At 67.8% G+C, this 24,845-nt stretch carries 26 protein-coding genes; 11 read left to right on the top strand and 15 right to left on the bottom strand.

The features are described from left to right. Positions 1–5 precede the first annotated feature (5 nt). Positions 6–1,226: a cyclopropane-fatty-acyl-phospholipid synthase family protein gene (locus FOZ70_RS29775; RefSeq protein WP_021162549.1), complete on the bottom strand. Its 1,221-nt coding sequence runs from the start codon at positions 1,224–1,226 to the stop codon at positions 6–8. Positions 1,227–1,347: 121 nt separating this feature from the next. Then, a complete protein-coding gene (gene pdxH, locus FOZ70_RS29770) occupies positions 1,348–1,992 on the bottom strand; it encodes a pyridoxamine 5'-phosphate oxidase (RefSeq protein WP_021162550.1) in 645 nt (214 codons plus the stop codon). Between the two features lie 128 nt (positions 1,993–2,120). Between pdxH and FOZ70_RS29765 the strand changes: the two genes are divergently transcribed. Then, the gene (locus tag FOZ70_RS29765; RefSeq protein ID WP_048024931.1) at positions 2,121–2,978 is read left to right on the top strand and encodes a tRNA threonylcarbamoyladenosine dehydratase; all 858 of its coding nucleotides are present in this window, start codon (positions 2,121–2,123) and stop codon (positions 2,976–2,978) included. A gap of 144 nt (positions 2,979–3,122) precedes the next feature. Here the strand turns inward: FOZ70_RS29765 and trxA are convergent, their stop codons facing one another. Together trxA and FOZ70_RS29755 are read right to left on the bottom strand one after the other, a co-directional pair. Next, positions 3,123–3,971: a thioredoxin gene (gene trxA / locus FOZ70_RS29760; protein WP_219707418.1), complete on the bottom strand. Its 849-nt coding sequence runs from the start codon at positions 3,969–3,971 to the stop codon at positions 3,123–3,125. A gap of 52 nt (positions 3,972–4,023) precedes the next feature. Then, positions 4,024–4,905 carry a pirin family protein gene (locus FOZ70_RS29755; protein ID WP_060049557.1) on the bottom strand — a complete coding sequence of 294 codons (882 nt, stop codon included), beginning with the start codon at positions 4,903–4,905 and terminating at the stop codon, positions 4,024–4,026. Positions 4,906–5,168: 263 nt separating this feature from the next. Between FOZ70_RS29755 and FOZ70_RS29750 the strand changes: the two genes are divergently transcribed. Beyond that, positions 5,169–6,047: an EamA family transporter gene (locus tag FOZ70_RS29750; RefSeq protein WP_175849485.1), complete on the top strand. Its 879-nt coding sequence runs from the start codon at positions 5,169–5,171 to the stop codon at positions 6,045–6,047. A 72-nt stretch (positions 6,048–6,119) separates the two neighbouring features. Here the strand turns inward: FOZ70_RS29750 and FOZ70_RS29745 are convergent, their stop codons facing one another. Both FOZ70_RS29745 and tsaE read right to left on the bottom strand, forming a co-directional pair. Next, positions 6,120–7,646, bottom strand: coding sequence for an N-acetylmuramoyl-L-alanine amidase (locus FOZ70_RS29745; protein ID WP_042977130.1), 1,527 nt, complete (start codon positions 7,644–7,646; stop codon positions 6,120–6,122). Continuing rightward, positions 7,628–8,182, bottom strand: coding sequence for a tRNA (adenosine(37)-N6)-threonylcarbamoyltransferase complex ATPase subunit type 1 TsaE (tsaE, locus tag FOZ70_RS29740; RefSeq protein WP_048024926.1), 555 nt, complete (start codon positions 8,180–8,182; stop codon positions 7,628–7,630). The genes FOZ70_RS29745 and tsaE overlap by 19 nt, the downstream gene beginning before the upstream one ends. Positions 8,183–8,199: 17 nt before the next feature. Between tsaE and queG the strand changes: the two genes are divergently transcribed. The 3 genes from queG to xerD all read left to right on the top strand — a co-directional run bounded on the left by queG (position 8,200) and on the right by xerD (position 10,905). Further along, positions 8,200–9,423 (top strand): tRNA epoxyqueuosine(34) reductase QueG, encoded by a 1,224-nt coding sequence (gene queG / locus FOZ70_RS29735; RefSeq protein WP_111997488.1) that lies wholly within the window; start codon positions 8,200–8,202, stop codon positions 9,421–9,423. Positions 9,424–9,487: 64 nt separating this feature from the next. Beyond that, entirely contained in the window at positions 9,488–9,955 is a 468-nt protein-coding gene (locus FOZ70_RS29730) for a methylated-DNA--[protein]-cysteine S-methyltransferase (protein ID WP_021162558.1), read from the top strand. Beyond that, positions 9,955–10,905 carry a site-specific tyrosine recombinase XerD gene (gene xerD, locus FOZ70_RS29725; RefSeq protein WP_021162559.1) on the top strand — a complete coding sequence of 317 codons (951 nt, stop codon included), beginning with the start codon at positions 9,955–9,957 and terminating at the stop codon, positions 10,903–10,905. Before FOZ70_RS29730 ends, xerD begins: the two co-directional genes overlap by 1 nt. Before the next feature lie 48 nt (positions 10,906–10,953). On the opposite strand, the gene FOZ70_RS29720 is transcribed toward xerD, so the two are convergent. Further along, positions 10,954–12,516, bottom strand: coding sequence for an AMP-binding protein (locus FOZ70_RS29720; RefSeq protein WP_111997489.1), 1,563 nt, complete (start codon positions 12,514–12,516; stop codon positions 10,954–10,956). Between the two features lie 269 nt (positions 12,517–12,785). Here FOZ70_RS29720 and ybaK point away from each other — a divergent pair, with 269 nt between their 5' ends. Further along, entirely contained in the window at positions 12,786–13,277 is a 492-nt protein-coding gene (gene ybaK, locus FOZ70_RS29715) for a Cys-tRNA(Pro) deacylase (protein WP_059590557.1), read from the top strand. A gap of 114 nt (positions 13,278–13,391) precedes the next feature. Continuing rightward, positions 13,392–14,030 (top strand): glycerol-3-phosphate 1-O-acyltransferase PlsY, encoded by a 639-nt coding sequence (gene plsY, locus FOZ70_RS29710; RefSeq protein ID WP_059484351.1) that lies wholly within the window; start codon positions 13,392–13,394, stop codon positions 14,028–14,030. A 79-nt stretch (positions 14,031–14,109) separates the two neighbouring features. Here plsY and FOZ70_RS29705 read toward each other — a convergent pair whose 3' ends face one another. Further along, positions 14,110–14,595 (bottom strand): YajQ family cyclic di-GMP-binding protein, encoded by a 486-nt coding sequence (locus FOZ70_RS29705; protein ID WP_021162564.1) that lies wholly within the window; start codon positions 14,593–14,595, stop codon positions 14,110–14,112. A gap of 137 nt (positions 14,596–14,732) precedes the next feature. On the opposite strand from FOZ70_RS29705, the gene murB reads away from it, so the two are divergent. Next, a complete protein-coding gene (gene murB / locus FOZ70_RS29700; protein WP_219707417.1) occupies positions 14,733–15,782 on the top strand; it encodes a UDP-N-acetylmuramate dehydrogenase in 1,050 nt (349 codons plus the stop codon). 90 nt (positions 15,783–15,872) lie between these two features. Here the strand turns inward: murB and argF are convergent, their stop codons facing one another. Continuing rightward, a complete protein-coding gene (argF, locus tag FOZ70_RS29695; protein WP_027789281.1) occupies positions 15,873–16,802 on the bottom strand; it encodes an ornithine carbamoyltransferase in 930 nt (309 codons plus the stop codon). 413 nt (positions 16,803–17,215) lie between these two features. On the opposite strand from argF, the gene FOZ70_RS29690 reads away from it, so the two are divergent. Further along, positions 17,216–17,536 (top strand): DUF3579 domain-containing protein, encoded by a 321-nt coding sequence (locus tag FOZ70_RS29690; RefSeq protein ID WP_021162567.1) that lies wholly within the window; start codon positions 17,216–17,218, stop codon positions 17,534–17,536. Positions 17,537–17,704: 168 nt separating this feature from the next. On the opposite strand, the gene rpsT is transcribed toward FOZ70_RS29690, so the two are convergent. Next, positions 17,705–17,977, bottom strand: coding sequence for a 30S ribosomal protein S20 (gene rpsT, locus FOZ70_RS29685; protein WP_006482211.1), 273 nt, complete (start codon positions 17,975–17,977; stop codon positions 17,705–17,707). 304 nt (positions 17,978–18,281) lie between these two features. Between rpsT and murJ the strand changes: the two genes are divergently transcribed. Both murJ and FOZ70_RS29675 read left to right on the top strand, forming a co-directional pair. Next, a complete protein-coding gene (gene murJ, locus FOZ70_RS29680; protein WP_059623896.1) occupies positions 18,282–19,832 on the top strand; it encodes a murein biosynthesis integral membrane protein MurJ in 1,551 nt (516 codons plus the stop codon). A gap of 8 nt (positions 19,833–19,840) precedes the next feature. Then, a complete protein-coding gene (locus FOZ70_RS29675; protein ID WP_027789283.1) occupies positions 19,841–20,683 on the top strand; it encodes a SirB1 family protein in 843 nt (280 codons plus the stop codon). 70 nt (positions 20,684–20,753) lie between these two features. Here FOZ70_RS29675 and FOZ70_RS29670 read toward each other — a convergent pair whose 3' ends face one another. From FOZ70_RS29670 to lpxK, 5 genes are all read right to left on the bottom strand, one after another. After that, positions 20,754–21,512, bottom strand: coding sequence for an SDR family NAD(P)-dependent oxidoreductase (locus FOZ70_RS29670; RefSeq protein ID WP_059623898.1), 759 nt, complete (start codon positions 21,510–21,512; stop codon positions 20,754–20,756). Positions 21,513–21,806: 294 nt separating this feature from the next. Then, positions 21,807–22,469: an adenylate kinase gene (gene adk / locus FOZ70_RS29665; RefSeq protein WP_021162571.1), complete on the bottom strand. Its 663-nt coding sequence runs from the start codon at positions 22,467–22,469 to the stop codon at positions 21,807–21,809. Positions 22,470–22,676: 207 nt separating this feature from the next. Continuing rightward, positions 22,677–23,468 (bottom strand): 3-deoxy-manno-octulosonate cytidylyltransferase, encoded by a 792-nt coding sequence (gene kdsB / locus FOZ70_RS29660; protein WP_027789285.1) that lies wholly within the window; start codon positions 23,466–23,468, stop codon positions 22,677–22,679. A gap of 116 nt (positions 23,469–23,584) precedes the next feature. Continuing rightward, entirely contained in the window at positions 23,585–23,779 is a 195-nt protein-coding gene (locus FOZ70_RS29655) for a Trm112 family protein (protein WP_006482216.1), read from the bottom strand. After that, positions 23,760–24,788 carry a tetraacyldisaccharide 4'-kinase gene (lpxK, locus tag FOZ70_RS29650; RefSeq protein WP_048026552.1) on the bottom strand — a complete coding sequence of 343 codons (1,029 nt, stop codon included), beginning with the start codon at positions 24,786–24,788 and terminating at the stop codon, positions 23,760–23,762. Before lpxK ends, FOZ70_RS29655 begins: the two co-directional genes overlap by 20 nt. Positions 24,789–24,845 lie beyond the last annotated feature (57 nt).

Genomic DNA, 24,845 nt, shown 5'->3' with positions numbered 1-24,845 from the left:
GCCGCCTAGCGCGGCAGCGCGTGTTCGTACATATAGCGCCGCGACCACGGCAGCGTTTTCGCGCTGCGTCCGGCCTTGCGGCACACGATCTGGAAGATCGACACGTCGTCGTGCTCGAACGCATACGCGCAGCCGGCGAGATACACGCGCCAGATGCGGAATTTTTCGTCGTCGACGAGTTGTCGCGCCGCTTCTGCCTTCGCCTCGAAGTTTTCCGTCCAGATGTCGAGCGTGCGCGCATAGTGCCGTCGCAGGCTTTCGACGTCAATCGCTTCCAGGCCGCCGCGCTGCGCGGCTTCCAGCGCGAGGCTGATGTGCGGCAGCTCGCCGTCCGGGAACACGTAGCGGTCGATGAACTCGCCGCCGCCGAGCGCCGTCTCGCCGCTTTCCGCGTCGGTCGACGTGATCCCGTGGTTCATCGCGATGCCGTCGTCGACGAGCAGGTCATGAATCCGCGTGAAATAGAGCGGCAGGTTCTTGCGCCCGACGTGCTCGAACATCCCGACACTCGTGATGCGGTCGAACTGGCCGTCGATCTCGCGGTAGTCCTGCAGCCGGATCTCGATCCTGTCCTCCAGCCCGGCCGCCTTCACGCGCGCGGTCGCGAGGTCGAACTGGTTCTGCGACAGCGTGACGCCGAGGCACTGCGCGCCGAACTTCTGCGCGGCGCGCAGCACGAGCGCACCCCAGCCGCAGCCGATGTCGAGCAGGCGCTGGCCGGGCTCGAGCCGGATCTTCGTCAGGATGTGGTCGATCTTCTTGATCTGCGCGGTGGCGAGATCCTCGTCGCCGTTCTCGAAGTAGGCGCACGAGTACACCATGTTCTCGTCGAGCCACAGCTTGTAGAACTCGTTCGAGACGTCGTAGTGATACTGGATCGCCTTCTTGTCGGTGCTCTTCGAGTGATTGAAGTAGCGCTTCACGCGCGCGAGCTTGCTCGCGCTCGTCACCGTGCTGCGCGCGAGCGAGTAGCCGATGTTGATGATGTCCGACAGCTTGCCTTCGATGTCGATCTTGCCCTTCACGTAGGCCTCGCCGAGATTGTCGAGGCTCGGTTCGAGCAAGAGCGGCAGCGCCGACGCGCTGTTCACCTTCAGCGTGACCTGCGGCGCGCTGAAGGTGCCGAAATCGAGTTGATCGCCGTTCCACAGCACGAGGCGTGCCGGTATGTTCGCTTTCGCCCGTACGTCGTCCGCCCACTGTGCCAGCTTCTTTTCCCAGAACATTTGGATTCTCCGTTTGTTCGTTGAATCGAATACAGCCAAGTATCTTGACCGGCGCCCGCCGCTTGCGCGGCGGGCGCCCGGATGCAACACGAGACACGACCGGCGTGCGCCGGCGCCGCGCTTACGGCGACAGGCGCGAGATCGACCAGCCCGACGAAGCGTTGGCGTCGCGCGTATAGAGCAGACGGTCGTGCAGCCGCGACGGGCGGCCCTGCCAGAACTCGATCGAGTCGGGCACGAGGCGGTAGCCGCCCCAGTGGGGCGGGCGCGGCGGGTTGTCGCCGTAGCGTTCGCTGACGGCCTTTTCCTGCGCTTCGAGCGTCGCGCGGCTGTCGATCACCGTGCTTTGCTCGGACGCCCATGCGCCGATGCGCGAGCCGAGCGGACGCGACGCGAAATAGCGGTCGCTTTCCTCGGCGCTGGTTTTCTCGATCCGGCCTTCGATGCGCACCTGGCGCTCGAGCTCGATCCAGTAGAACAGCAGCGCTGCCTGCGGATGCGCGGCGAGGTCGTGCCCCTTGCGGCTTTCGTAATTGGTGAAGAAGACGAACCCGCGTTCGTCGACGCCCTTGATGAGCACGATGCGTGCCGACGGCCGGCCGTCGGCGCCGACGGTCGCGAGCGTCATCGTGTTCGGCTCGGGCAGCTTGGCGGCAAGCGCCTCCTTGAACCAGCGATCGAACTGGGCGAAGGGGTCGTGGGCGACATCGGCTTCGTCGAGCGAAGCACGCGAATAATTGATGCGGAGATCGGCGAGAGTCGTCATGTTATGCAAACGCTTCAATCTGGAACCATTGTAGCCAACGCGCAAGAAACGTGCGTGCACAGTGGCGCGGGCGAGCGGGGAGTTCAGGCAAAATAGAGGGCTGCACGACTTACGATTTCCTTGCTGCCATGTCCGTCGCCGACACCGCCCCGCCCAGTTCTTCTGATCTTACCCCGACCCCGGAAATCCAGCTTGACGTGGATCGCGCGCGGCGTTTCGGCGGCGTCGCGCGGTTGTACGGCGCGCCGGCCGCCGCCGCGTTCGAGCGCGCGCACGTCGCGGTGATCGGGATCGGCGGCGTCGGGTCGTGGGTGGCCGAGGCGCTCGCACGCAACGCGGTCGGCACGCTCACGCTGATCGATCTCGACAACGTCGCGGAAAGCAATACGAACCGGCAGATCCACGCGCTCGACGGCAATTACGGCAAGCCGAAGGTGGACGCGATGGCCGAGCGGATCGCGCTGATCGATCCCGCGTGCCGCGTGAACCGGATCGAGGATTTCGTCGAGCCCGACAACTTCGACGCGCTGCTCGGCGGCGGTTTCGACTACGTGATCGACGCGATCGACAGCGTGCGCACGAAGGTTGCGCTGATCGCATGGTGCGTCGCGAAGCGTCAGCCGCTCGTCGTGGTCGGCGGCGCGGGCGGCCAGCTCGATCCGACGCGCATCCGGATCGACGATCTCGCGCTGACGATCCAGGATCCGCTGCTGTCGAAGGTGCGCGCGCAGTTGCGCAAGCAGCACGGCTTTCCGCGCGGGCCGAAGGCGCGTTTCAAGGTCAGCGCCGTGTATTCGGACGAGCCGCTGATCTATCCGGAAGCGGCCGCCTGCGATCTAGAGGACGGTGCGGAGCCGTCCGCGGCCGCGCACGTCGCGGGGCTCAACTGTGCGGGATTCGGTTCGAGCGTGTGCGTGACCGCGAGCTTCGGCTTCGCGGCCGCCGCGCATGCGCTGCGCGCGATCGCGGCGCAGGCCGCCGGCTGAGCGCGCGACACGCGGGCGCGGGCGCCGGCGCGATGCCGCAGCGCGTGATGCGCGCCGCATGCGATGCGGGGCTGTTGCGCAGCCGGGCCGTTACGTGGTCGGGCCGTTACGCAGCCGGGCCGTTGCGGCCCGGCCGGTCGTCCCTCAGTTGAGCGCCATGCTCAGCTTGCGCCGCCACCCGGCGACGAGGTCCGGGCGGTCGCCGGCCAGCTCGAATACCGAGATCATCGTGCGGCGGCCGAGATCGTCGCCGTACGCGCGGTCGCGCGTGACGATTTCCAGCAACTGCTCCAGCGCCCCTTCATACGCACGCCGCGCGATCAGGCTCTGCGCGAGATCGAAGCGCGCGTCGAGATCGGCCGGGTTGGCCGCGATGCGTGCTTCGAGTGCATCGGTCGGCGGCAGGTCGGCCGTGGCTTCGAGGGCGTCGAAACGAGTCTTGATCGCCTGGTAGCGCGGGTCGCCGCCTTGCACGGTCTGCGGCGACAGGCGTTCCGTCTCGGCGCGCGCGGCGTCGACCTGGTTGCTCGCGAGCAGCAGTTCGATCAGGTCGAGGCGTGCGTCGTCGAAGCCGGGACTCAGCGCGAGCGCCGCCTCGAGGTGCGTGAGCGCGTCGTCGTGGCGCTCTTCGGCCATCGCGTATTGCGCGGCGCGCCGTTCGGCTTCCTCGGGGGCCGGCAGCAGCCGGTCGAGAAAGGCGCGCAGCTGGCCTTCGGGCAGCACGCCGACGAACTGGTCGACCGGGCGCCCGTCGGCGAACGCGATCACGTGCGGGATGCTGCGGGTCTGGAAGTGCGCGGCGAGTTCCTGGTTCTCGTCGACGTTGACCTTCACGAGCTTCCAGCGGCCTTCGTAGTCGCCTTCGAGTTTTTCCAGCAGCGGGCCGAGCGTCTTGCACGGGCCGCACCACGGCGCCCAGAAGTCGACCAGCACGGGGGCGTCCAGCGACGCCTCGATGACGTCTTTCTCGAATGTGGCAAGCGTGGTGTCCATGTCGTTCTCTTTCGTTCGAATGTCGTCAGGATGGGGGCGGAGCGCCCCTTTTTCAACGCGGCTTCGACTCGGGCAGCGGAATCCACTCGGTTTCGCCCGGCACCTTGCCCATTTCCTGGCGCGTCCATGCTTCTTTCGCGCGTTCGATCGCTTCGCGGCTGCTGGCGACGAAGTTCCATTCGATGAAGCGTTCGCCGTCGATCTTGTCGCCGCCGAGCAGCATCGCGCGCGCGCCGCTGCCGCTCGTCAGCGTGACTGCGGCACCGGGCGCGAGCACGGCCATCTGTTCGGCGGGCACCGGCGTGCCGTCGATCGCGAGCTCGCCGTCGACCACGTACACCGCGCGCTCCTCGTGCGACGCGTCGAGTTCGAGGCGGCCGCCGGCCGCGAATTCGGCTGCGACATACAGCGTGCGCGAGAACGTCGTGACCGGCGAGCGCAGCCCGAACGCATCGCCGGCGATCACCGTCAGCGACACGCCGTCCTCGTTGCGCTTCGGCAGCGTGTCGGCCGGATGGTGCTCGAACGACGGCTCGGTCGTCTCGTGCGCGCGCGGCAGTGCGACCCAGGTCTGGATCCCGTGCACGGTATGGCCGTTTTCGCGCTGCGCGTCGGGCGTGCGTTCGGAGTGGACGATCCCGCGGCCGGCCGTCATCCAGTTCACGTCGCCCGGCACGATCTCCTGCAGCGATCCGAGGCTGTCGCGGTGCAGGATCGCGCCGTCGAACAGGTAGGTGACGGTGGCGAGACCGATGTGCGGGTGCGGGCGCACGTCGAGCCCCGTGCCGGGCGGCAGCGTGGCGGGCCCCATGTGATCGAAGAAGATGAACGGGCCGACGAGGCGTGCGGCGAGTGCGGGCAGCGTGCGGCGCACCTGCAGGTTGCCGATGTCGCGCACGTGCGGCTTCAGCAGGGCTTTGATCGGGGCGTTCATGGCGGATCCTGTGGGGCGGCGGAGGAGATGCCGGTCATTGTACTGGCCGTCCGCCGCCGATTCCATTCGCGCCGCGCGGGTATCGGGCCGGGTGCCGAAACCCGGTAGACTGACCGGCTTCCCGGGAAAACGCCGGGCCGCCCCGGTATTTTTTGCCCCGCAGGCAGTCCCTTTTGGGGATCGCCTCCTCAGGCGCCTGGCGCGAAGCGACAGGGCTCGAGAGCACCTTGCACAACGATTCGACAATCGAGGAGACGCCGATGATGGCCCCGAAGGACTTGCTGCTTGCGCTGGTCGTGATCCTCGCGTGGGGCGTGAACTTCGTCGTGATCAAGGTCGGCCTGCACGGCATGCCGCCGATGCTGCTCGGCGCGCTGCGCTTCACGCTCGCGGCCGTGCCCGCCGTGTTCTTCGTACGCCGGCCGCAGATTCCGTGGCGCCTGCTGGTGCTGTACGGCGCGACGATCCAGCTCGGCCAGTTCGTGTTCCTGTTCACCGGCATGTACGTCGGCATGCCGGCCGGCCTCGCGTCGCTCGTGCTGCAGTCGCAGGCGTTCTTCACGCTCGTGTTCGCGATGCTGTTCCTCGGCGAGCGGCTGCGCATGCAGAACCTGCTCGGGCTCGCGATCGCCGCGGGCGGGCTCGTCGTGATCGCGGCGCAGGGCGGCCGCGCAATGACGCTCGCGGGCTTTCTGCTGACGATCTGTTCGGCCGCGATGTGGGCGTTCGGCAACATCGTCACGAAGAAGGTCGGGAAAGCGAACCTCGTGTCGCTCGTCGTGTGGGCGAGCCTCGTGCCGCCCGTGCCGTTCTTCCTGCTGTCGCTGTGGTTCGAAGGGCCGCAGCGGATCGCGACCGCGCTCGCCGGGCTGAACGGGGCGTCGATCTTCGCGGTCGTCTATCTCGCGTTCGTCGCGACGCTGCTCGGCTACGGGCTCTGGAGCCGCCTGCTGTCGCGCTATCCGGCCGCGCAGGTCGCGCAATTCTCGCTGCTGGTGCCGATCGTCGGCCTGGCTTCGTCGGCGCTGCTGCTCGACGAGCATCTGACGCGCGCGCAGCTGATCGGCACGGCGCTCGTGATGGGCGGCCTCGCGGTGAACGTGTTCGGCGGGAAACTGATGCGCCGCTTCGCGGCATCGTGACGCGCCGGCACGCACTGCGTGCCGGCGGCGGGGCGGGGTGGCCGAGTATGGCTAGATACGGCCGTCGGGCCGTCAGGCCATCCGGCTCTTCGCGAGCGGCGGGTTCGCGGCGAAATAACGCTTGATGCCGCGGAAGATCGCGTCGGCCATCTGGTCGCGATAGCTGTCGTCGTTCAGCCGGCTCTCCTCTTCCGGGTTGCTGATGAACGCGGTCTCGACGAGGATCGACGGAATGTCGGGGGCTTTCAGCACCGCGAACCCGGCCTGTTCGACCGAGCCCTTGTGCAGCTTGTTGATACCGCCGACTTCCTTCAGCACGTAGTTGCCGTAGCGCAGCGAGTCGCGGATCTGCGCGGTCGTCGACATGTCGAACAGCGCGCGGTTCACGGCCGCATCCGCCGTCTTGATGTTGATGCCGCCGATCAGGTCGGACGAATTTTCCTTGTTCGCCATCCAGCGCGCCGCGGCGCTCGTCGCGCCGTGATCGGACAATGCGAACACCGACGAGCCGCGCGCGGACGGCGTCGTGAACGCGTCCGCATGGATCGACACGAAGAGATCGGCGCCCACGCGGCGCGCCTTCTGCACGCGCACGTTCAGCGGCACGAAGAAGTCGGCGTCGCGCGTCATCATCGCGCGCATGTTCGGCGCGGCGTCGATCTTCGCGCGCAGCTTCTTCGCGATGTCGAGCGCGATGTGCTTCTCGTACGTGCCGCCGCCGCCGATCGCGCCCGGATCCTCGCCGCCGTGGCCCGGATCGATCGCCACCGTCAGCAGGCGCACGGTGCCGCCCTTGCCGGATTTCGGTGCGGTGAACTTGTAGGTGTCGCCGTCGTCGTCGCTGTCGTCGCGGCGTGCGATGACCGGCGGCGGCTTGACGGCCGGCTTCGCGGGCGTCGAGGGCGTGCCGGCGGCGGGCGGCGTGTGCGGCGTGGCCGGTGTGTTCTGCGCGAAGCGCTGGAAGAACGCATCGCTGTTGTCGCCCGCGGCGGGCGGCGGGGTGCCCGGGCCGGCCAGCGTGGACGGCGGCTGCATCTGCTGCGCGCGCGCGGTGTCGTTGAGCGCCTGTTCCTTGCGTTCCGTCTGCGCGATCAGGTCGGACAGCGGATCGGGCGCGACGGCCGGATACAGGTCGAACACGAGCCGGTACTTGTACGCGCCGACCGGCGGCAGCGTGAACACCTGCGGCTTCACCGAACCTTTCAGGTCGAACACCATCCGCACGACGTGCGGCTGATACTGGCCGACGCGCACCGACTGGATCTGCGGATCGTTCGGCGCGATCTTCGATACGAGATCGCGCAGCGCCTGATCGAGATCGAGGCCGCTCAGGTCGACGACGAGGCGGTCGGGACCCTGCAGCAGCTGTTGGGTATTCTGCAGCGGCTGGTCGGATTCGATCGTGACGCGCGTGTAATCGCGTGCGGGCCACACGCGCACGCCGAGCACCGACGACGCGTGCGCGAGCCGCGGCGCGACGAGACCGAGCACCAGCGTCGACGCGCCCGCGCGCAGGATCTGGCGACGCCGCCAGTTGTGCGTCGCGGTGGCCGCCGATTCGATCGAGCGGAACGGTTTGATCAACATCTTTCGAGACATGCCTTTCCTGAAGCGCTGTACGCCCGGACGGTGAGGACGCGGCCGTCGCCATCCACGTCGAGCGAGAAAACCAGATCGGGTACGCCGAGCAGCGTGCCCGCCTGTTGTGGCCATTCGACGAGGCAGATCGCGCTGGAATTGAAATATTCGCGAAAGCCTGCGTCGGACCATTCGGCCGGATCGTTGAAACGATACAGATCGAAGTGATAGACCTCGAGTTCCCCATCCTCGCGTTCGAGTGCGTACGGCTCGACGAGCGTATAGGTCGGGCTGCGCACGCGTCCCGTGTGGCCGAGGCCGCGCAGGATGGCGCGCACGAGGGAGGTCTTGCCCGCGCCGAGGTCGCCGACCAGCTGGATCTGCAGCCCGTCGAACGCATGCGCGCGGGCGAGTTCGGTGCGCGCCGCGTCGAGCGCGTGCGCGAAGCGGGTGCCGAAGGCCTCGGTCGCCGCTTCGTCGGCGAGCGCGATCACGCGCTCCGCGAGCAGGGCGGGCAGCATGGCGTCGTGAGGCGGTTGGCTGGGCGTGGCTGGCATTCTCGTAAAATAGTGCGATGAACCGATTACCGGAACTCGCCGCATCCGACAGGCCTTCGACTCGTGCCGAAGGCGCGGCACCGTGCGCGCTCGACGATGCGGCGTTGACTGCGCTCGCCGCGCGCATCAGGGCGTGGGGGCGCGAATTGGGTTTCGGGGCGATCGGCATCAGCGATACCGATCTCTCGGATGCCGAAGCAGGCCTCGCCGCCTGGCTGGAAGCCGGATACCACGGCGAAATGGATTATATGGCGAAACATGGGATGAAACGCGCGCGCCCGGCCGAACTTGTGGCCGGTACGCGACGCGTGATCTCCGCGCGGCTCGCCTATCTGCCGGCTCAAACACTCGTTGACGATGCGCCCGGCGCACTCGTGCCGCACGACTGGCGCGCGCGCGAACGGGCCCGGCTCGACGATCCGCAGGCGGCCGTCGTGTCGATCTATGCGCGCGGCCGCGACTATCACAAGGTGCTGCGCAACCGGCTGCAGACGCTCGCCGAGCGCATCGAGCGTGAGATCGGCGCGTTCGGCTACCGCGTGTTCACCGATTCGGCACCCGTGCTCGAGGTCGAGCTTGCGCAGAAGGCCGGCGTCGGCTGGCGCGGCAAGCACACGCTGCTGCTGCAGCGCGATGCGGGTTCGCTGTTCTTCCTCGGCGAGATCTACGTCGACGTTCCGCTGCCGACCGACGCGCACACGTCGCCCGACACCGCGCCCGAGACGCCCGGTGCCCACTGCGGCAGTTGCACGCGCTGCATCGACGCATGTCCGACCGGCGCGATCGTCGAGCCGTACCGCGTCGACGCGCGCCGCTGCATCTCGTACCTGACGATCGAACTGAAAGGCAGCATCCCCGAGCTGCTGCGGCCGATGATCGGCAATCGCGTGTACGGCTGCGACGATTGCCAGCTCGTATGCCCATGGAACAAGTTCGCGCAGGCCGCGCCCGTCGCCGATTTCGACGTGCGGCACGGCCTCGACCGCGCGACGCTCGTCGAGCTGTTCGCGTGGGATGCGGACACGTTCGATACGCGGATGCAGGGCAGTGCGATCCGGCGCATCGGCTACGAAAGCTGGCTGCGCAATCTCGCGGTCGGCCTCGGCAACGCGCTGCGCGCGGGTGAGGACCGGCTCGCGCCGCAGGCGCGCGAGGCGATCGTCGACGCGTTGCGCGCGCGGGCCGACGATCCGTCGCCGGTCGTGCGCGAGCATGTCGAATGGGCGCTGCGTGCCGCGTGAAGGCGGCGTAAAGTGTCGTCGGCGCGCGGTGCTGCCGCGCGCATCCATCGGTCAGGAGAGGGCCATGTTCAATGCAGTCATCGACGCACCGTTCGGCAAGGTCGGCATCCGCACGGATGCCGCGGTGGTGCGCGAGATCGTCTATCTGCCCGAATCGGTGAAGCCGGTCGATCCGGATACGCCGCTCGCGAAGCGCGCGGTCAAGCAGATCGAACGTTACTTCGCGCGCGCGTCGGCGCGCTTCGACCTGCCGCTCGCCGAGGTCGGCAGCGCGTTCCAGCACCGCGTGTGGGACGTGATCAGCGATATCCCGCCCGGCACGGTGCTGACCTACGGCCAGGTCGCGAAGCGGATCGGCAGCGCGCCGCGCGCGGTCGGCCAGGCGTGCGGCGCGAACTACTTCCCGCTCGTGATCCCGTGCCATCGCGTCGTCGCGGCGGGCGGCCTCGGCGGTTTCGCGAACCACGACGACAACGGGTATTACCAGAAAGTGAAGCGCTGGCTGCTGGCGCACGAGGGCGTGCCGTACTGATGAGTGAATCGCTGATTTCCCCCGAAGCCGACGGCGATGCCGCCGCGGCATCCCCCGCGCTGCTCGCGAGCCGCGCATCGATCGACGTGTTTTGCGATGCGCTGTGGCTCGAGCACGGGCTCGCACGCAACACGCTCGATGCTTACCGGCGCGATCTGGTGCTGTTTTCCCAATGGCTGGCCGCGACCCACGACACGTCGCTCGATTCGGTCGACGAAGCGATGGTGACGGGCTACATCGCCGCGCGCAGCGACGGCAAGGCGACGTCGTCGAACCGGCGGTTGTCCGTGTTCCGGCGCTATTACGGCTGGGCCGTGCGCGAGCATCGCGCGAGCGCCGACCCGACGCTGCGGATCTCGTCCGCGAAACAGGCGGCCCGGTTCCCGTCGACGTTGTCGGAGGCGCAGGTCGAGGCGCTGCTCGGTGCGCCCGATATCGGCACGCCGCTTGGCCTGCGCGATCGCACGATGCTCGAGCTGATGTATGCGAGCGGATTGCGCGTGAGCGAACTCGTGACGTTGAAGACTGTCGAGGTCGGGCTCAACGAGGGCGTCGTGCGCGTGATGGGCAAGGGCTCGAAGGAGCGGCTCGTGCCGTTCGGCGAAGTCGCGCACGGCTGGATCGAGCGCTATCTGCGCGATGCGCGGCCGGCGCTGCTCGGCGCGCGCGCAGCCGACGCGCTGTTCGTGACCGCACGCGGCGACGGGATGACGCGCCAGCAGTTCTGGAACATCATCAAGCGTCACGCGCTGCACGCGGACGTGCGCGCCCACCTGTCGCCGCACACGTTGCGGCACGCGTTCGCGACGCACCTGCTGAACCATGGCGCCGACCTGCGCGTCGTGCAACTGCTGCTCGGTCACAGCGACATCTCGACCACGCAGATCTATACCCACGTCGCGCGCGAGCGGTTGAAGACGCTGCACGCGCAACACCATCCGCGCGGTTAGCGCACGTTTCGCTGAGCAGGCTCCGGTGCGCGTACCGGCCTGCCTGCGTCAGACCATCTCGCGCAGCTTGTGCTTCAGCACCTTGCCTGTCGATGCGGCCGGCAACGCGTCGAGGACGCGGATATGCGCGGGGCGTTTGTAAGGCGCGAGCCGCTCCGCACACCATGCGTGCAGCGCCGCTTCGTCGGCGGTCGCACCGGGCACCCGTTCGACGAACGCAAGCACTTCCTCGTTGCCTTCGACCGCACGGCCGATGACGGCCGCCTGTACGACGTCAGGGTGCGCGTTCAGCACCTGCTCGACTTCGACCGGATAGACGTTGAAGCCCGAGCGGATGATCAGCTCCTTGCTGCGACCCGCGATCGTTACCGCGCCGTCCGCTTCTTGCCGCGCGAGATCGCCGGTGCTCAGCCAGCCATCCGGCGACACGGCCGCGCGGGTGGCGTCCGCGTTGCGGTAGTAGCCGAGCATCACGTTCGGCCCGCGTACGTGAATCTCGCCGACTTCGCCGGGCGGCACGTCGGTGCCGTCCGGTGCGACGATCCGCATCTCCACACCGGGAATCGGCACGCCGACCGAGCTGTCGGTGCGTGGCGCGTCGAGCGGTGTCTGCGTGATCGTCGGGCTGCTCTCGGTCATTCCGTAGCCGTTGTGCAGCGGCACGCCATACAGGCGCTCGACGCGTGCCTTCAGGTTCGTGTCGAGCGGCGAGCCGCCCGAATACGCGAAGCGCAGGCGCGGTGCGTGCCATGCGTGGCCGTGGGTGTGCAAGTGTTCGAGCAGCTTCGCGTGCATCGCGGGCACGCCCTGGAAGATCGTGACGCCTTCGTCGGCGAGCGCGACGCGCACGGCTTCCGGCGAGAAGCGCGGCGCAAGCCGCAGCGTCGCGCCCGCGTACAGGCTGCCGAGGCAGACCGACGCGAGCCCGTACACGTGCGACACGGGCAGCACCGTGTAGACGACGTCGTCGGGCGACACGCGGCGCAGCGCGCTCGACGTCGCCGCGATGAACAGCAGGTTGCGATGCGACAGCATCACGCCTTTCGGCGTGCCGGTCGTGCCGGTCGTGTAGATCAGTGCCGCGCATTGCGCGGCGCCGTCGGCGGCAACCGGCTCGCCCGGCGCGCTGGCGTCGACGCGATACGACCATGCACCGATGTCGACCGGCAGTGCGCCGGCAGGTGTCGCGCCGTGCCGCGCGGCATGCGTGCGCGCGTCGGGCGATACGTCGGTGGTGAACGCGATCAGCTTCGGGCGCGCGTGCGCGGCGATCGCGTCGAGTTCGCCGGCCGACAATCGCGCGTTCGACACGAGCGCCCACGCGTCGAGGCGGGCGACCGCGAACAGCAGCACGATTTGCGCGACGCAGTTTTCGGCGACGATCATCACGCGGTCGCCGCCTTGCACGCCGAGGCCGGCGAGCAGCGCGGCCGCCGCATCGACGGCTTGCGACAGGTCGCCGTACGACAGCCGGCGTGCGTCCTCGATCAGCGCCGGATGCCCGGGTGCCTGCGCGGCCCGGCGTGCGGGCACGTCGGCGATGCGGCGGGGCAGCGCGGCGAGCAGTGCATCGACGTCGAGCGGCTCGGAAGAACGGAGGGGCGAGGACATGGCGTCTCCAGAAAAGGGGCGGGCGGCGGCCGACGAGGTTGGCGAACGATCGTGCCATGACGGCGCGTGCGCCACAATCGGCCATTCGGGCAATAGCGCTTCGCGATGTCCGCAATGATGATGGACGGAATCGCTGCGGCGCCGCAGCAGGCCGCCCGGCGGAAAACGGGCCGCGAGTATACCGCCGGCGCGGGTGCGAGGGCTCAAGGGCCGAAGGGCCGAAGGGCGCGATTGCGCGCCAGCCGGTCGTTCACCATTAAAATGCCGCCATGAGCAAATCCAGACACGTGTCCGAAACCCCTGCCACCCAGCTGTTGCGCCGCCACGGCGTGGTGTTCGGCGAGCATCCGTACGACTACGTCGAGCACGGCGGCACCGGCGAATCGGCGCGCCAGCTCGGCGTCGACGAGCACAGCGTCGTGAAGACGCTCGTGATGGAAGACGAGCATGCGAAGCCGCTGATCGTGCTGATGCACGGCGACCGCACGGTATCGACGAAGAACCTCGCACGGCAGATCGGCGCGAAGCGCGTCGAACCGTGCAAGCCCGAGGTCGCGAACCGCCATTCGGGCTATCTCGTCGGCGGCACGTCGCCGTTCGGCACGCGCAAGACGATGCCCGTCTACGTCGAGGAGACGATCCTCGAACTGCCGACGATCTACCTGAACGGCGGCCGCCGAGGCTACCTCGTCAGTCTCGCGCCGGCCGTGCTCACGTCGCTGCTCGGCGCGCAGCCCGTACAGTGCGCCAGTGTCGACTGAGGGTTTCACCTTCGTGGCACGCCGCGCCCGTTCGGTAGAATGGGCGCCGTTTCGGCTTGCGGGCTTGCCGCGCAGCCGTCCCTTTACCGATACGTTGAAAGAAGAGTCCACCGCATGCAGATCCTGCTCGCCGCCCTCGTTGCCTACCTGATCGGTTCGGTGTCGTTCGCCGTCGTCGTCAGCGGCGCGATGGGCCTGGCCGACCCGCGTTCGTACGGGTCGAAGAATCCCGGCGCGACCAACGTGCTGCGCAGCGGCAACAAGAAGGCCGCGATCCTGACGCTCGTCGGCGATGCGTTCAAGGGCTGGATTGCCGTCTGGCTCGCCCGCCACTTCGGCCTGCCCGACGTCGCGGTCGCATGGGTCGCGATCGCCGTGTTCCTCGGTCACCTGTATCCGGTGTTCTTCCGCTTCCAGGGCGGCAAGGGCGTCGCGACCGCGGCTGGCGTGCTGCTCGCCGTGCACCCGGTGCTCGGGCTCGCGACCGCGCTCACCTGGCTGATCGTCGCGTTCTTCTTCCGCTATTCGTCGCTCGCGGCGCTGGTGGCGGCCGTGTTCGCGCCGGTGTTCGACGTGTTCCTGTTCGGCACGGGCCACAACCCGGTCGCATGGGCCGTACTCGCGATGAGCGTGCTGCTCGTGTGGCGTCACCGCGGCAACATTTCGAAGTTGCTGGCGGGGCAGGAGAGCCGGATCGGTGACAAGAAGAAGGCGGCCGCGGACGGCGGCGCGCAGGACGGCGGCAAGGCCTGAGAACGCGCGGCGCTTGCCGCACGCCGGGCGCGCCGCGTGTGCGGGGCCCGGCAGGATGACGTGACGGATCGTTTGGCGATCAGTCGCGGAAGTTGTTGAAGTCGAGCGGCGTGTCGGTCACGTCCTTGCGCAGCATCGCGATCGTGCTCTGCAGGTCGTCGCGCTTCGTGCCCGATACGCGCACCGCGTCGCCCTGGATGCTCGCCTGCACCTTGATCTTGCTGTCCTTCACGAGCCGCACGATCTTCTTCGCGAGATCGCCGGTCACGCCCTTCTTCACGGTGACGATCTGCTTGACCTTGTCGCCGCCGATCTTCTCGACCTTGCCGTAGTCGAGGAAGCGCACGTCGACGTTGCGCTTGGCCAGCTTGCCGATCAGCACGTCCTTGACCTGGCCGAGCTTGAAATCGTCATCGGCGAACAGCGTCAGCTCGCGCTCCTTCTGCTCGACGCGCGCGTCGGAGCCCTTGAAGTCGAAGCGCGTCGAGATTTCCTTGTTCGACTGCTCGATGGCGTTCTTCACTTCGATCATGTTCGCTTCGGAAACGACGTCGAACGATGGCATGGCATTCCTCCCTTGAGATGCGGATGCCCGGCTCGCGCGCGGGCACTCGCTATAATTGCGGACTGTTTGCCATTTTACCGATGCCCCTCCGTTTGCCCAAGGCCGGCCATGTGCCGCCCTGGCGGACGTGACCGCGAATGCCGATGCCTCCTGACGATTCCGCCCTGTCGCTGCTTCCCGACCATCCGCTCGCCGCGCACAACACGTTCGGCATTGCCGCGACCGCGCGCCTTGCCGCGCGCGTCACGCATGCGTCGCAATTCGAGGCGCTCCATCGCGACCCGCGCGTCGCGAACCTGCCGCGGCTCGTGCTCGGCGGCGGCAGCAACGTCGTGTTCACGCGCGATTTCGACGGTATCGTGCTGCTCGACGAAATCAAGGGCCGCCGCGTCGTGCGCGAGGACGACGATGCGTGGTACGTCGAGGCCGGCGGCGGCGAGAACTGGCACGCATTCGTCGCATGGACGCTCGAGCAAGGGATGCCCGGCCTCGAGAACCTCGCGCTGATTCCGGGTACGGTCGGTGCCGCGCCGATCCAGAACATCGGCGCATACGGTCTCGAGATGAAGGTGTATTTCGACTCGCTGGTCGCGGTCGAGCTGGCGACCGGGCGCAGCGAGCGCTTCGACGCCGCGCGCTGCGCGTTCGGCTATCGCGACAGTTTCTTCAAGCGGGAAGGGGCTGGCCGGTTCGCGATCGTGTCGGTGACGTTCCGGCTGCCGAAGCAATGGGCGCCGCGGCTCGGCTACGCGGACGTCACGCGCGAACTCGACGCCCGTGGCATCGCACCCGATGCGGCCGCGCCGCGTGATGTGTTCGACGCCGTCGTCGCGATCCGCCGCGCGAAGCTGCCCGATCCGCTCGTCCTCGGCAACGCGGGCAGTTTCTTCAAGAATCCGGTGATCGATGCGGCGCAATTCGATGCGCTGCGCGCCCGCACGCCCGAGATCGTGTCGTATCCGCAGCCGGATGGCCAGGTCAAGCTCGCGGCCGGCTGGCTGATCGACCGCTGCGGCTGGAAGGGGCGCGTGCTGGGCGCGGCGGCCGTGCACGACCGCCAGGCGCTCGTGCTCGTCAATCGCGGCGGCGCGACGGGCGCCGACGTGCTCGCGCTGGCGCGGGCGATCCAGGCCGACGTGCGCGCGCATTTCGGCGTCGAGCTCGAGCCCGAACCCGTCTGCCTGTAAGCGGGGTTTCGCACCGCTTTTCGCGGGCCCGAACAAAAAGCGCCGATCGGCGATCGGCGCTTTTTACATGGGTTGCCGGGTGCCGGCGCGTCAGTGCTTGAGGCGGCCGAGCAGCAGGAACTCCATCAGTGCCTTCTGCACGTGCAGGCGGTTTTCCGCTTCATCCCATACGACGCTCTGCGGGCCGTCGATCACGCCGGCCGTCACTTCCTCGCCGCGGTGCGCGGGCAGGCAGTGCATGAAGAGGGCGTCCGGGTTCGCGTGGCCCATCATCTCCTCGTCGACGCACCAGTCGGCGAATGCCTGCTTGCGGGCCTCGTTCTCGGCCTCGAAGCCCATGCTCGTCCACACGTCGGTGGTGACGAGATCGGCGCCCTTGCACGCTTCGTTCGGATCGTCGAACACTTCGTAGAACGGCGCGCTGTCGGGCGACACGAGCTTCATGTCGAGCGCGTAGCCGGGCGGCGTGGACAGGCGCAGCTTGAAGCCGAGGATCTGCGCGGCTTCGATCCACGTGTAGAGCATGTTGTTCGCGTCGCCGACCCACGCGACGGTCTTGCCGGCGATCGGGCCGCGGTGCTCGTAGTACGTGAAGATGTCGGCGAGCACCTGGCACGGGTGGTATTCGTTCGTCAGGCCGTTGATCACCGGCACGCGGGAGTTGTCCGCGAAGCGCTGGATGATCTCCTGCTCGAACGTGCGGATCATGATGATGTCGACCATCCGCGAGATCACCTGCGCGGAATCCTCGACGGGTTCGCCGCGACCGAGCTGCGTGTCGCGCGTGCTCATGAAGACGGCGTGGCCGCCGAGCTGGAAGATCCCGGCTTCGAACGACAGGCGCGTGCGCGTCGAGTTCTTCTCGAAGATCATCGCGAGCGTGCGGTCGTGCAGCGGGTGATAGGTCTCGTAGTTCTTGAACTTGCGCTTCAGGATACCCGTGCGTTCGAGCACGTACTCGTAGTCTTCCAGCGAGAAATCCTTGAACTGCAGGTAGTGACGAATGGTTTTGGCGGTCATGAAGCGAAATGCGGCGGGTTGCACCCGGCAGCAAGGCCGGACGGCGCCGCCGTCGGGTGTGGATAACTCAAAGCAGCATAAAGGATTTTCTGTGCTTTGACGAGCCGGGGAGAGAAGCGGGGCACGATCGCCATGCGTTGCGGGCGGCGCAGGAGGAGGGGTGTCGGGACGACGCGCGATGGCGCGCTGCGGTATAATCCAAAAGTTTTCTCCAGCCCGGCAGGCAAGCCTCTTCGCGCTCTGCCGGACACAAGCCGTGCGCTGCACAAATCCGGTGCAGTCCGCCGGCGGCGCACGTCGACGTCTCGTTTTCGGGATATCGGAATGCTTGTGCCGCCGTCCGTTTCAGCTTTGTGTTCGCGTATCCAGGCGCCGTTGCCTGGACATCGCCGGGCCGTCACTTGGGTAACCACATGGCTGAAACCCCTCCGACCGAATTCTTCATCCAGGGCATCACGAAAGACGGGAAAAAGTTTCGCCCGAGCGACTGGTCGGAACGTCTGGCCGGTGTGATGGCCTGCTTCGGGCCGGGGGCGAGCGGGCCGAACGCGCGCCTCAAGTATTCGCTCTACGTGCGTCCGACGATGCTCGGCGACCTCAAATGTGTGATCCTCGATTCCCGGCTGCGCGACGTTGAGCCGATGGCGTTCGATTTCGTGCTGAATTTCGCGAAGGACAACAACCTCGTCGTTACCGAGGCGTGCGAACTGCCGGACTACGACGCGAAGAAGTGATGCCGGCACGGGCGAGGGCGCATGCGGCGCCCACCCTGGCGCCCGTCCTGGCGCATGTTGCCGGCCCGCAGGATGTGCGCCGGCGACAGGCGACAAAAAAGCCCGCCTAGGCGGGCTTTTTTGCGATCGCAGGAAACAGGAACGCCCGCGTGAGCGGGCGCACCGGAGTTACGCTGCTGCCTGCAGGCCCTTGACGGCCGCGGCGAGGCGGCTCTTGCTGCGAGCGGCCTTGTTCTTGTGAACGATCTTCTTGTCGGCGATCGTGTCGATCGTCTTCACGGCAGCCTTGAACAGCTCGGCAGCCTTTGCCTGGTCGCCGGCTTCAACAGCCTTGCGAACCGACTTGATCGCGGTACGGAATTTCGAGCGCAGCGCCGAGTTGTGCGAGTTTGCCTTCGCGGCCTGGCGGGCGCGCTTGCGTGCTTGTGCGGAGTTAGCCATGACGGTTCCTTATCCTGTCCTGTTTCCAGAGCTTGGAGCCTGACGGCCAAGCGCTGCTTTTCGATCCGTCCCCTGAGAACGATTGCCCAGGGGCGCATAAAAAAACGGTGATTTTAACCGAGGCCGGGACATGAAAACGGCAGTTGCCGTGCATGTACGAGCCCAGAAACCGGCGATTATAGCAACAAAATCAAGCGAGTGGCAAGTTGAACGTGACAACCGTCGGGCGGGGCATCGGTGGCGTGCGCGCTTTTCGGCATCGGCCGCTGGCCGGGCCACGCAACGTCCGTATAATAAGCGCCCCATGAATCTATTCCGAGCCCTGCTGACGGTCAGCGGCTTCACGCTGCTGTCGCGCGTGACCGGACTGGCCCGCGAGACGCTGATCGCCCGTGCGTTCGGCGCCAGTCAATACACCGACGCGTTCTACGTCGCCTTCCGTATTCCGAACCTGCTGCGCCGCCTGTCCGCCGAAGGCGCGTTCTCGCAGGCGTTCGTGCCGATCCTCGCCGAGTTCAAGAACCAGCAGGGGCACGATGCGACGAAAGCGCTCGTCGACGCGATGTCGACGGTGCTGGCGTGGGCGCTTGCCGTGCTGTCGGTCCTGGGGATCGCCGGCGCATCGTGGGTCGTGTTCGCGGTCGCGTCCGGCCTGCACACCGACGGGCAGGCGTTCCCGCTCGCGGTCACGATGACGCGGATCATGTTCCCGTACATCGTGTTCATTTCGCTGACCACGCTCGCGTCGGGCGTGCTGAACACGTACAAGAGCTTCTCGCTGCCCGCGTTCGCGCCGGTGCTGCTCAACGTCGCGTTCATCGCCGCGGCCGTGTTCGTTGCGCCGCACCTGAAGGTGCCGGTGTTCGCGCTTGCATGGGCCGTCATCGTCGGCGGCGTGCTGCAGTTCCTCGTGCAGCTGCCGGGCCTGAAGAAGATCGACATGGTGCCGCTGATCGGCCTCAACCCGCTGCGCGCGCTGCGCCACCCGGGCGTGAAGCGCGTGCTCGCGAAGATGGTGCCCGCGACGTTCGCGGTGTCGGTCGCGCAACTGTCGCTGATCATCAACACCAACATCGCGTCGCGGCTCGGGCAGGGCGCCGTGTCGTGGATCAACTACGCCGACCGCCTGATGGAATTCCCGACGGCGCTGCTCGGCGTCGCGCTCGGCACGATCCTGCTGCCGAGCCTGTCGAAGGCTCACGTCGACGCCGATTCGCACGAGTATTCGGCGCTGCTCGACTGGGGGCTGCGCGTCACGTTCCTGCTCGCGGCACCGAGCGCGCTCGCGCTGTTCTTCTTCGCGACGCCGCTCACGGCGACCCTCTTCAACTACGGCAAGTTCGACGCGCATACCGTCACGATGGTCGCGCGCGCGCTCGCGACCTACGGGATCGGCCTCGTCGGCATCATCCTGATCAAGATCCTCGCGCCGGGCTTCTATGCGAAGCAGGACATCAAGACGCCCGTCAAGATCGCGATCGGCGTGCTGATCGTCACGCAGATCTCGAACTACGTGTTCGTGCCGTTGATCGGCCACGCGGGCCTGACGCTGAGCATCGGCGTCGGCGCGTGCCTGAATTCGCTGCTGCTGTTCCTCGGGCTGCGCAAGCGCGGCATCTACCAGCCGTCGCCGGGCTGGCTGCGCTTCTTCGTGCAGCTGATCGGTGCGGCGCTCGTGCTCGCGGGCCTGATGCACTGGCTGTCGATCAGCTTCGACTGGACCGGGATGCGCACGCAGCCGCTCGATCGCATCGCGCTGATGGCCGCGTGCCTCGTGCTGTTCGCTGCACTATATTTCGGTATGTTGTGGGTGATGGGCTTCAAATACGCTTATTTCAGAAGGCGCGCCAAGTGACGACCGCAATGACCCGCGTCCTCGACTACTTCAGCACGCTCGTGGCAGACGACGACAGCCTGCCCGTCACGGAAGCGGCGCTGTCGCTGGCACAGGACGCCTATCCCGACCTCGACCTGCAGGGCACGCTGGCCGAACTCGACATGCTGGCGGCGCGGCTGCGCCGGCGGCTCGCCGACGACACGGACCTGAAGGGCCGCGTCGCCGCGCTGAACGACTTCTTCTTCCGCGAGCTCGGCTTCGCGTGCAATCACAACGATTACTACGACCCCGATAACAGCCACCTGAACGCCGTGCTGAAGCGGCGGCGCGGGATTCCGATCTCGCTGTCGGTGCTGTACCTGGAGCTCGCCGAGCAGATCGGCGTGCCGGCGCGCGGCGTATCGTTCCCCGGCCATTTCCTGCTGCGCGTCACGCTGCCGGACGGCGACCTGATCATCGACCCGGCCAACGGCCATTCGCTGTCCGAAGCCGAGATGGTCGAGATGCTCGAGCCGTACGTCGCGCGTGCGGCCGGTGCGGTCGACAGCGCGTTGCGCGCACTGCTGCAGCCGGCGACGAGCCGCGAGATCATCGCGCGGATGCTGCGCAACCTGAAGACGATCTATCTTCAGACGGAGCGCTGGCAACGGCTGCTCGCGGTGCAGCAGCGGCTCGTGATCCTGCTGCCCGAGCATCTCGACGAAGTTCGCGACCGCGGTTTCGCGTATGCGCGGCTCGACTACCTGCGCCCCGCACTCGAGGATCTCGAGCAGTATCTCGGCGAGCGGCCGGACGCGGACGACGCGACCGTCGTCGAATCGCAAGTGACCGAGTTGCGGCAGCGGATGCAGCGCGACGGCGAGGACTGAGCCGCCGCCGTGCTGCCTGCAGGAATCGTGAATGACACAACGCCCGCGATGCGGGCTTTTTTTTGCGTGCTTATTTCGGCTGCATCCGGATCGCGCCGTCGAGGCGGATCACTTCTCCGTTGAGCATCAGATTCTCGACGATCTGGCGCACCAGCAGCGCGTATTCGGCCGGTTTGCCGAGCCGCGGCGGGAACGGCACCATCGCGCTGAGCGCGTCCTGGACGTCCTGCGGCATGCCGAGCAGCATCGGCGTCTCGAACAGGCCGGGCGCGATCGTCATCACGCGGATGCCGTTGCGCGACAGGTCGCGCGCGATCGGCAGCGTCATGCCCGCGACGCCGGCTTTCGACGCCGCGTACGCGGCCTGGCCGATCTGCCCGTCGAATGCGGCGACCGACGCGGTGCTGACGATCACGCCGCGCTCGCCCTCTGCGGTCGGCGCGGTGGCGGCCATCGCGGCGGCCGCGAGCCGGATCATGTTGAACGTGCCGACGAGGTTCACGTTGATCGTCTTCGCGAACACGTCGAGCGGATGCGCGCCGTCCTTGCCGACGGTCTTCGCGGCGGGCGCGATGCCGGCGCAGTTCACGAGGCCGCGCAGCGTGCCCGCGCGCGTCGCTGCGTCGACGGCCGCCTGCGCGTCGGTCTCGCTCGACACGTCGCAGTGCACGAAGATGCCGCCCAGCTCGGTCGCGAGTGCGGTGCCTGCCGTGTCGTTCAGGTCGGCGAGCACGACCGTGCCGCCTGCTTGCGCGAGCATCCGCGCCGTGCCGGCACCGAGGCCGGATGCGCCGCCCGTGATCAGAAATACGTTGCCGCGAATTTCCATGACTGTCTCCGTGTCGACCGCCCTTGGCGCTTCAGCGCTTAGGGCGGTCCCATGCAAGGCGGTCGAGCGCCGTCCGCGCTTCAGCACAAGTTACGCTTCCGGGGGCAATGCGATTGTCTGATTCTTGCCCCGTGATCGGTTGAAATGCCGGCGCACCGGTAACACAGACGCCCGCACCTGCCGATTGTACGGGGCACCCTCACGCGGCGGCGATACCAGAACGGTCGTGCGAATTCCGCCCGGGCATAAAAAAGCCGCCCGGGGAGGGCGGCTTGCGGGTGCGCGACGCGCTGCTTACTTCAGTGCGTCAAACGCGCGCTCGCGGATTTCCTCGACGGCGCCGAGGCCCGAGATCTTGCGATACTGCGGCGCCTTCAGGCCGTTTTCCTCGCCGCGCTGCGCCCAGTCGCCGTAGTACGTGATCAGCGGCTTGGTCTGCGCTTCGTACACTTCGAGACGCTTCTTGACGGTTTCTTCCTTGTCGTCGTCGCGCTGGATCAGCGGCTCGCCCGTCACGTCGTCGTGGCCTTCGACCTTCGGCGGGTTGAACTTGACGTGGTACGTGCGGCCCGATGCCGGGTGCGTGCGGCGGCCGCTCATGCGCTCGATGATTTCCGAGAACGGTACGTCGATCTCGAGCACGTAGTCGATCGCGACGCCCGCTTCCTTCATCGCGTCAGCCTGCGCGATCGTGCGCGGGAAGCCGTCGAACAGATAGCCGTTCGCGCAGTCGGCTTCCTTCAGGCGCTCTTTGACGAGGCCGATGATCAGCGCATCCGGAACGAGCTTGCCGGCGTCCATGTAGCCCTTCGCCTCGACGCCGAGCGGCGTGCCGGCCTTCACGGCCGCGCGCAGCATGTCGCCCGTCGAGATTTGCGGGATGCCGAACTTTTCCTTGATGAAGTTTGCCTGGGTGCCCTTTCCCGCGCCGGGCGCGCCCAACAGGATCAAACGCATGGTGATATCTCCAGTATGTAGATTCGTGTGGCGAGACGCAAAAAGCGCCGCGACGGTGGGCGCGGCGCTTGCCTGGCGCGCGGCGGACCGGTCTGATGCGGCGCGTCGGGTTGAGCGACGCGCGGCTGCCGGCAGGGCCGCGGGCGGGGTCAAGCGAGGACGCGCTGGTCGCGGACGGCTCGCACAATCGCCTGATTATGCCACGGGTTATTTTGGTCCCGGCTGAAAAAGGGCCTGCACGCGTGCGAGATCGGCCGGCGTGTCGATGCCGGCTTCGGGCGCGGACTCGGTGATCAGCACCGCGATGCGCTCGCCGTGCCAGAGCGCGCGCAGCTGCTCGAGCTGCTCGGCCTGTTCGATCGGCGCCTGCGCAAGCGTCGGATACGTGCGCAGGAAACGCGCGCGATACGCGTAGAGGCCGATGTGCCGATAGACCGGGAAAGCAGGCGCAGGCATGGCTGCGACGTCGGGCCAGTGCGGCTGGTACGCGTCCCGGCTCCATGGAATCGGCGCGCGCGAGAAGTACAGCGCGACGCTCTGCGCGTCGAGCGCGACCTTCACGACGTTCGGGTTGAACACGTCGGCCGCATCGTGGATCGGGTGGGCGGCCGTCGCAATCGCGCACGCCGGATGCGCGGCGAGGTGCGACGCTACGTCGCGCACGAGTACGGGGTCGATCAGCGGCTCGTCGCCCTGAACGTTGACGACGACCGTGTCGTCGCTCCACCCGAACGTCGCCGCGACTTCCGCGAGACGGTCGGTGCCGGACGGATGGTCGGCGCGCGTCAGCACCGCTTCGAAGCCGTGATCGCGCGCGGCATCGAGCACGCTCTGCGCGTCGGACGCGACGAGCACCTGCTGCGCGCCAGCCTCACGTGCACGCTCGGCGACGCGCACGACCATCGGCTTGCCGCCGAGATCGGCGAGCGGCTTGTTCGGGAGCCGCGTCGACGCGAGCCGGGCGGGAATGACGGCGATGAAGGGTTGCGGGTGAGTCATCGGGGCGGGCGGTGAGAAGAACGGAGCGGGCGGCGCGCCTGGCGCGGGTCGCCCGGAGGGTTCGGCGCCCTGGCCGCGGACGGGCCGCGGCTCGGGCTGGAGCGGGGTCGGGCGGCTCAGCGGCCGGCCGGGTCGACCGGCGTGCCTTCGACGGTCTGGCGCGCTTCGTCGACCAGCATCACGGGGATGCCGTCGCGGATCGGGTAGGCGAGCTTGTCCGCGTTGCAGATCAGCTCCTGCGCGGCACGGTCATAGTGGAGCGGGCCTTTGCAGATAGGGCACACAATGATTTCAAGCAGGCGAGCGTCCACGGAGTTTCTCCACAACGAGGGCAATGAGGCGAGGGTCGAGCGCGGCTTCGACGGGGACGACCCACAGTCGAGCGTCGCGCCAGGAAGCGCCCAATTTTACTGCATCCTTCTCGGTGATCAGGATCGCGTCGACGGCGTCGTCGACGAACGGATTGTCGGCGAACGCGTAGTGATCGGGCAGCGCGCGCGTCGCGGGCGCGAGACCGGCCGCGCGCAGCGTCGCGAAGAAGCGTTCCGGCGCGCCGATGCCGGCCGCGGCGAGGACGCGCTCGTTCGCGAATTGCGACAGCGGGCGGCGCAGCGCCGGCTGGTCGAGGTGCCATGCGGCGCCCGGCGTGAGCGCGAGCGAATAGGTGTCGGGCCACGGCGGCAGCGCGCCGCTGTACGGATCGTTGACGAGCGTCGCATCGCGGTGCCGCGACAGCGGCTCGCGCAACGGCCCGGCCGGCAGCAGGAAACCGTTGCCGCCGAGCCGGTGGTCGAACACGACGAGTTCGACCGTGCGCGCGAGGCGGTAGTGCTGCAGGCCGTCGTCGCTGACGATCACGTCGACGTCCGGATGCGCGGCGCGCAGCGCCTGCGCGGCCGCGACGCGATCCGGGCAGACCCAGACGGGCGCGCCGGTGCGGCGTGCGATCAGGAGCGGCTCGTCGCCGCCCGCGCCGGCACGCGACGCGGCCGTGATGGCGGTCGGCGCCTTCACGTTCGCGCCGTAGCCGCGCGACACGATGCCGGGGGTGAAGCCGGCCGCCCGCAACGCGTCGACGAGCGCGATCACGGTCGGCGTCTTGCCGGTGCCGCCGACGGTCACGTTGCCGACGACGACGACGGGCACGCCGACGTCGACCGGCTTCTTCCAGCCCTGCGCGTACGCGGTGCGCCGCAGCGCCGCGCACAGGCCGAACACGCACGCGAACGGCGTGAGTGCCCACGCGAGCGCGCCGCGGCGCTGCCATTCGCGCGTCAGGCGCGCTTCGAGCCGGGCGAGCGGGCCGTCGGGCGCGCTCATCGGGCCGGGCGCGGCAGGTCGTGCGCCGCGGCGTGGGACGGATTCGTCAAGGCGGAT

Source organism: Burkholderia sp. COPS (assembly GCF_019425585.1).
Lineage (GTDB): Bacteria > Pseudomonadota > Gammaproteobacteria > Burkholderiales > Burkholderiaceae > Burkholderia > Burkholderia cepacia.
The sequence above is the reverse complement of the archived record's forward strand: the minus strand, read 5'-3'. Positions and strand labels throughout refer to the sequence as shown.

Coding starts and splice junctions, on each gene's coding strand:
- rpsT (WP_006482211.1), bottom strand. CDS start 17,977: ATGGCTAACTCCGCACAAGCACGCAAGCGCGCCCGCCAGGCCGCGAAG.
- FOZ70_RS29745 (WP_042977130.1), bottom strand. CDS start 7,646: ATGTCTCGAAAGATGTTGATCAAACCGTTCCGCTCGATCGAATCGGCG.
- murB (WP_219707417.1), top strand. CDS start 14,733: ATGCCGATGCCTCCTGACGATTCCGCCCTGTCGCTGCTTCCCGACCAT.
- kdsB (WP_027789285.1), bottom strand. CDS start 23,468: ATGACTCACCCGCAACCCTTCATCGCCGTCATTCCCGCCCGGCTCGCG.
- ybaK (WP_059590557.1), top strand. CDS start 12,786: ATGAGCAAATCCAGACACGTGTCCGAAACCCCTGCCACCCAGCTGTTG.
- argF (WP_027789281.1), bottom strand. CDS start 16,802: ATGACCGCCAAAACCATTCGTCACTACCTGCAGTTCAAGGATTTCTCG.
- FOZ70_RS29755 (WP_060049557.1), bottom strand. CDS start 4,905: ATGAACGCCCCGATCAAAGCCCTGCTGAAGCCGCACGTGCGCGACATC.
- adk (WP_021162571.1), bottom strand. CDS start 22,469: ATGCGTTTGATCCTGTTGGGCGCGCCCGGCGCGGGAAAGGGCACCCAG.
- queG (WP_111997488.1), top strand. CDS start 8,200: ATGAACCGATTACCGGAACTCGCCGCATCCGACAGGCCTTCGACTCGT.
- FOZ70_RS29720 (WP_111997489.1), bottom strand. CDS start 12,516: ATGTCCTCGCCCCTCCGTTCTTCCGAGCCGCTCGACGTCGATGCACTG.
- FOZ70_RS29705 (WP_021162564.1), bottom strand. CDS start 14,595: ATGCCATCGTTCGACGTCGTTTCCGAAGCGAACATGATCGAAGTGAAG.
- FOZ70_RS29670 (WP_059623898.1), bottom strand. CDS start 21,512: ATGGAAATTCGCGGCAACGTATTTCTGATCACGGGCGGCGCATCCGGC.
- FOZ70_RS29750 (WP_175849485.1), top strand. CDS start 5,169: ATGGCCCCGAAGGACTTGCTGCTTGCGCTGGTCGTGATCCTCGCGTGG.
- FOZ70_RS29775 (WP_021162549.1), bottom strand. CDS start 1,226: ATGTTCTGGGAAAAGAAGCTGGCACAGTGGGCGGACGACGTACGGGCG.
- xerD (WP_021162559.1), top strand. CDS start 9,955: ATGAGTGAATCGCTGATTTCCCCCGAAGCCGACGGCGATGCCGCCGCG.
- FOZ70_RS29765 (WP_048024931.1), top strand. CDS start 2,121: ATGTCCGTCGCCGACACCGCCCCGCCCAGTTCTTCTGATCTTACCCCG.
- FOZ70_RS29690 (WP_021162567.1), top strand. CDS start 17,216: ATGGCTGAAACCCCTCCGACCGAATTCTTCATCCAGGGCATCACGAAA.
- murJ (WP_059623896.1), top strand. CDS start 18,282: ATGAATCTATTCCGAGCCCTGCTGACGGTCAGCGGCTTCACGCTGCTG.
- tsaE (WP_048024926.1), bottom strand. CDS start 8,182: ATGCCAGCCACGCCCAGCCAACCGCCTCACGACGCCATGCTGCCCGCC.
- FOZ70_RS29730 (WP_021162558.1), top strand. CDS start 9,488: ATGTTCAATGCAGTCATCGACGCACCGTTCGGCAAGGTCGGCATCCGC.
- lpxK (WP_048026552.1), bottom strand. CDS start 24,788: ATGAGCGCGCCCGACGGCCCGCTCGCCCGGCTCGAAGCGCGCCTGACG.
- plsY (WP_059484351.1), top strand. CDS start 13,392: ATGCAGATCCTGCTCGCCGCCCTCGTTGCCTACCTGATCGGTTCGGTG.
- FOZ70_RS29675 (WP_027789283.1), top strand. CDS start 19,841: ATGACCCGCGTCCTCGACTACTTCAGCACGCTCGTGGCAGACGACGAC.
- trxA (WP_219707418.1), bottom strand. CDS start 3,971: ATGGACACCACGCTTGCCACATTCGAGAAAGACGTCATCGAGGCGTCG.
- pdxH (WP_021162550.1), bottom strand. CDS start 1,992: ATGACGACTCTCGCCGATCTCCGCATCAATTATTCGCGTGCTTCGCTC.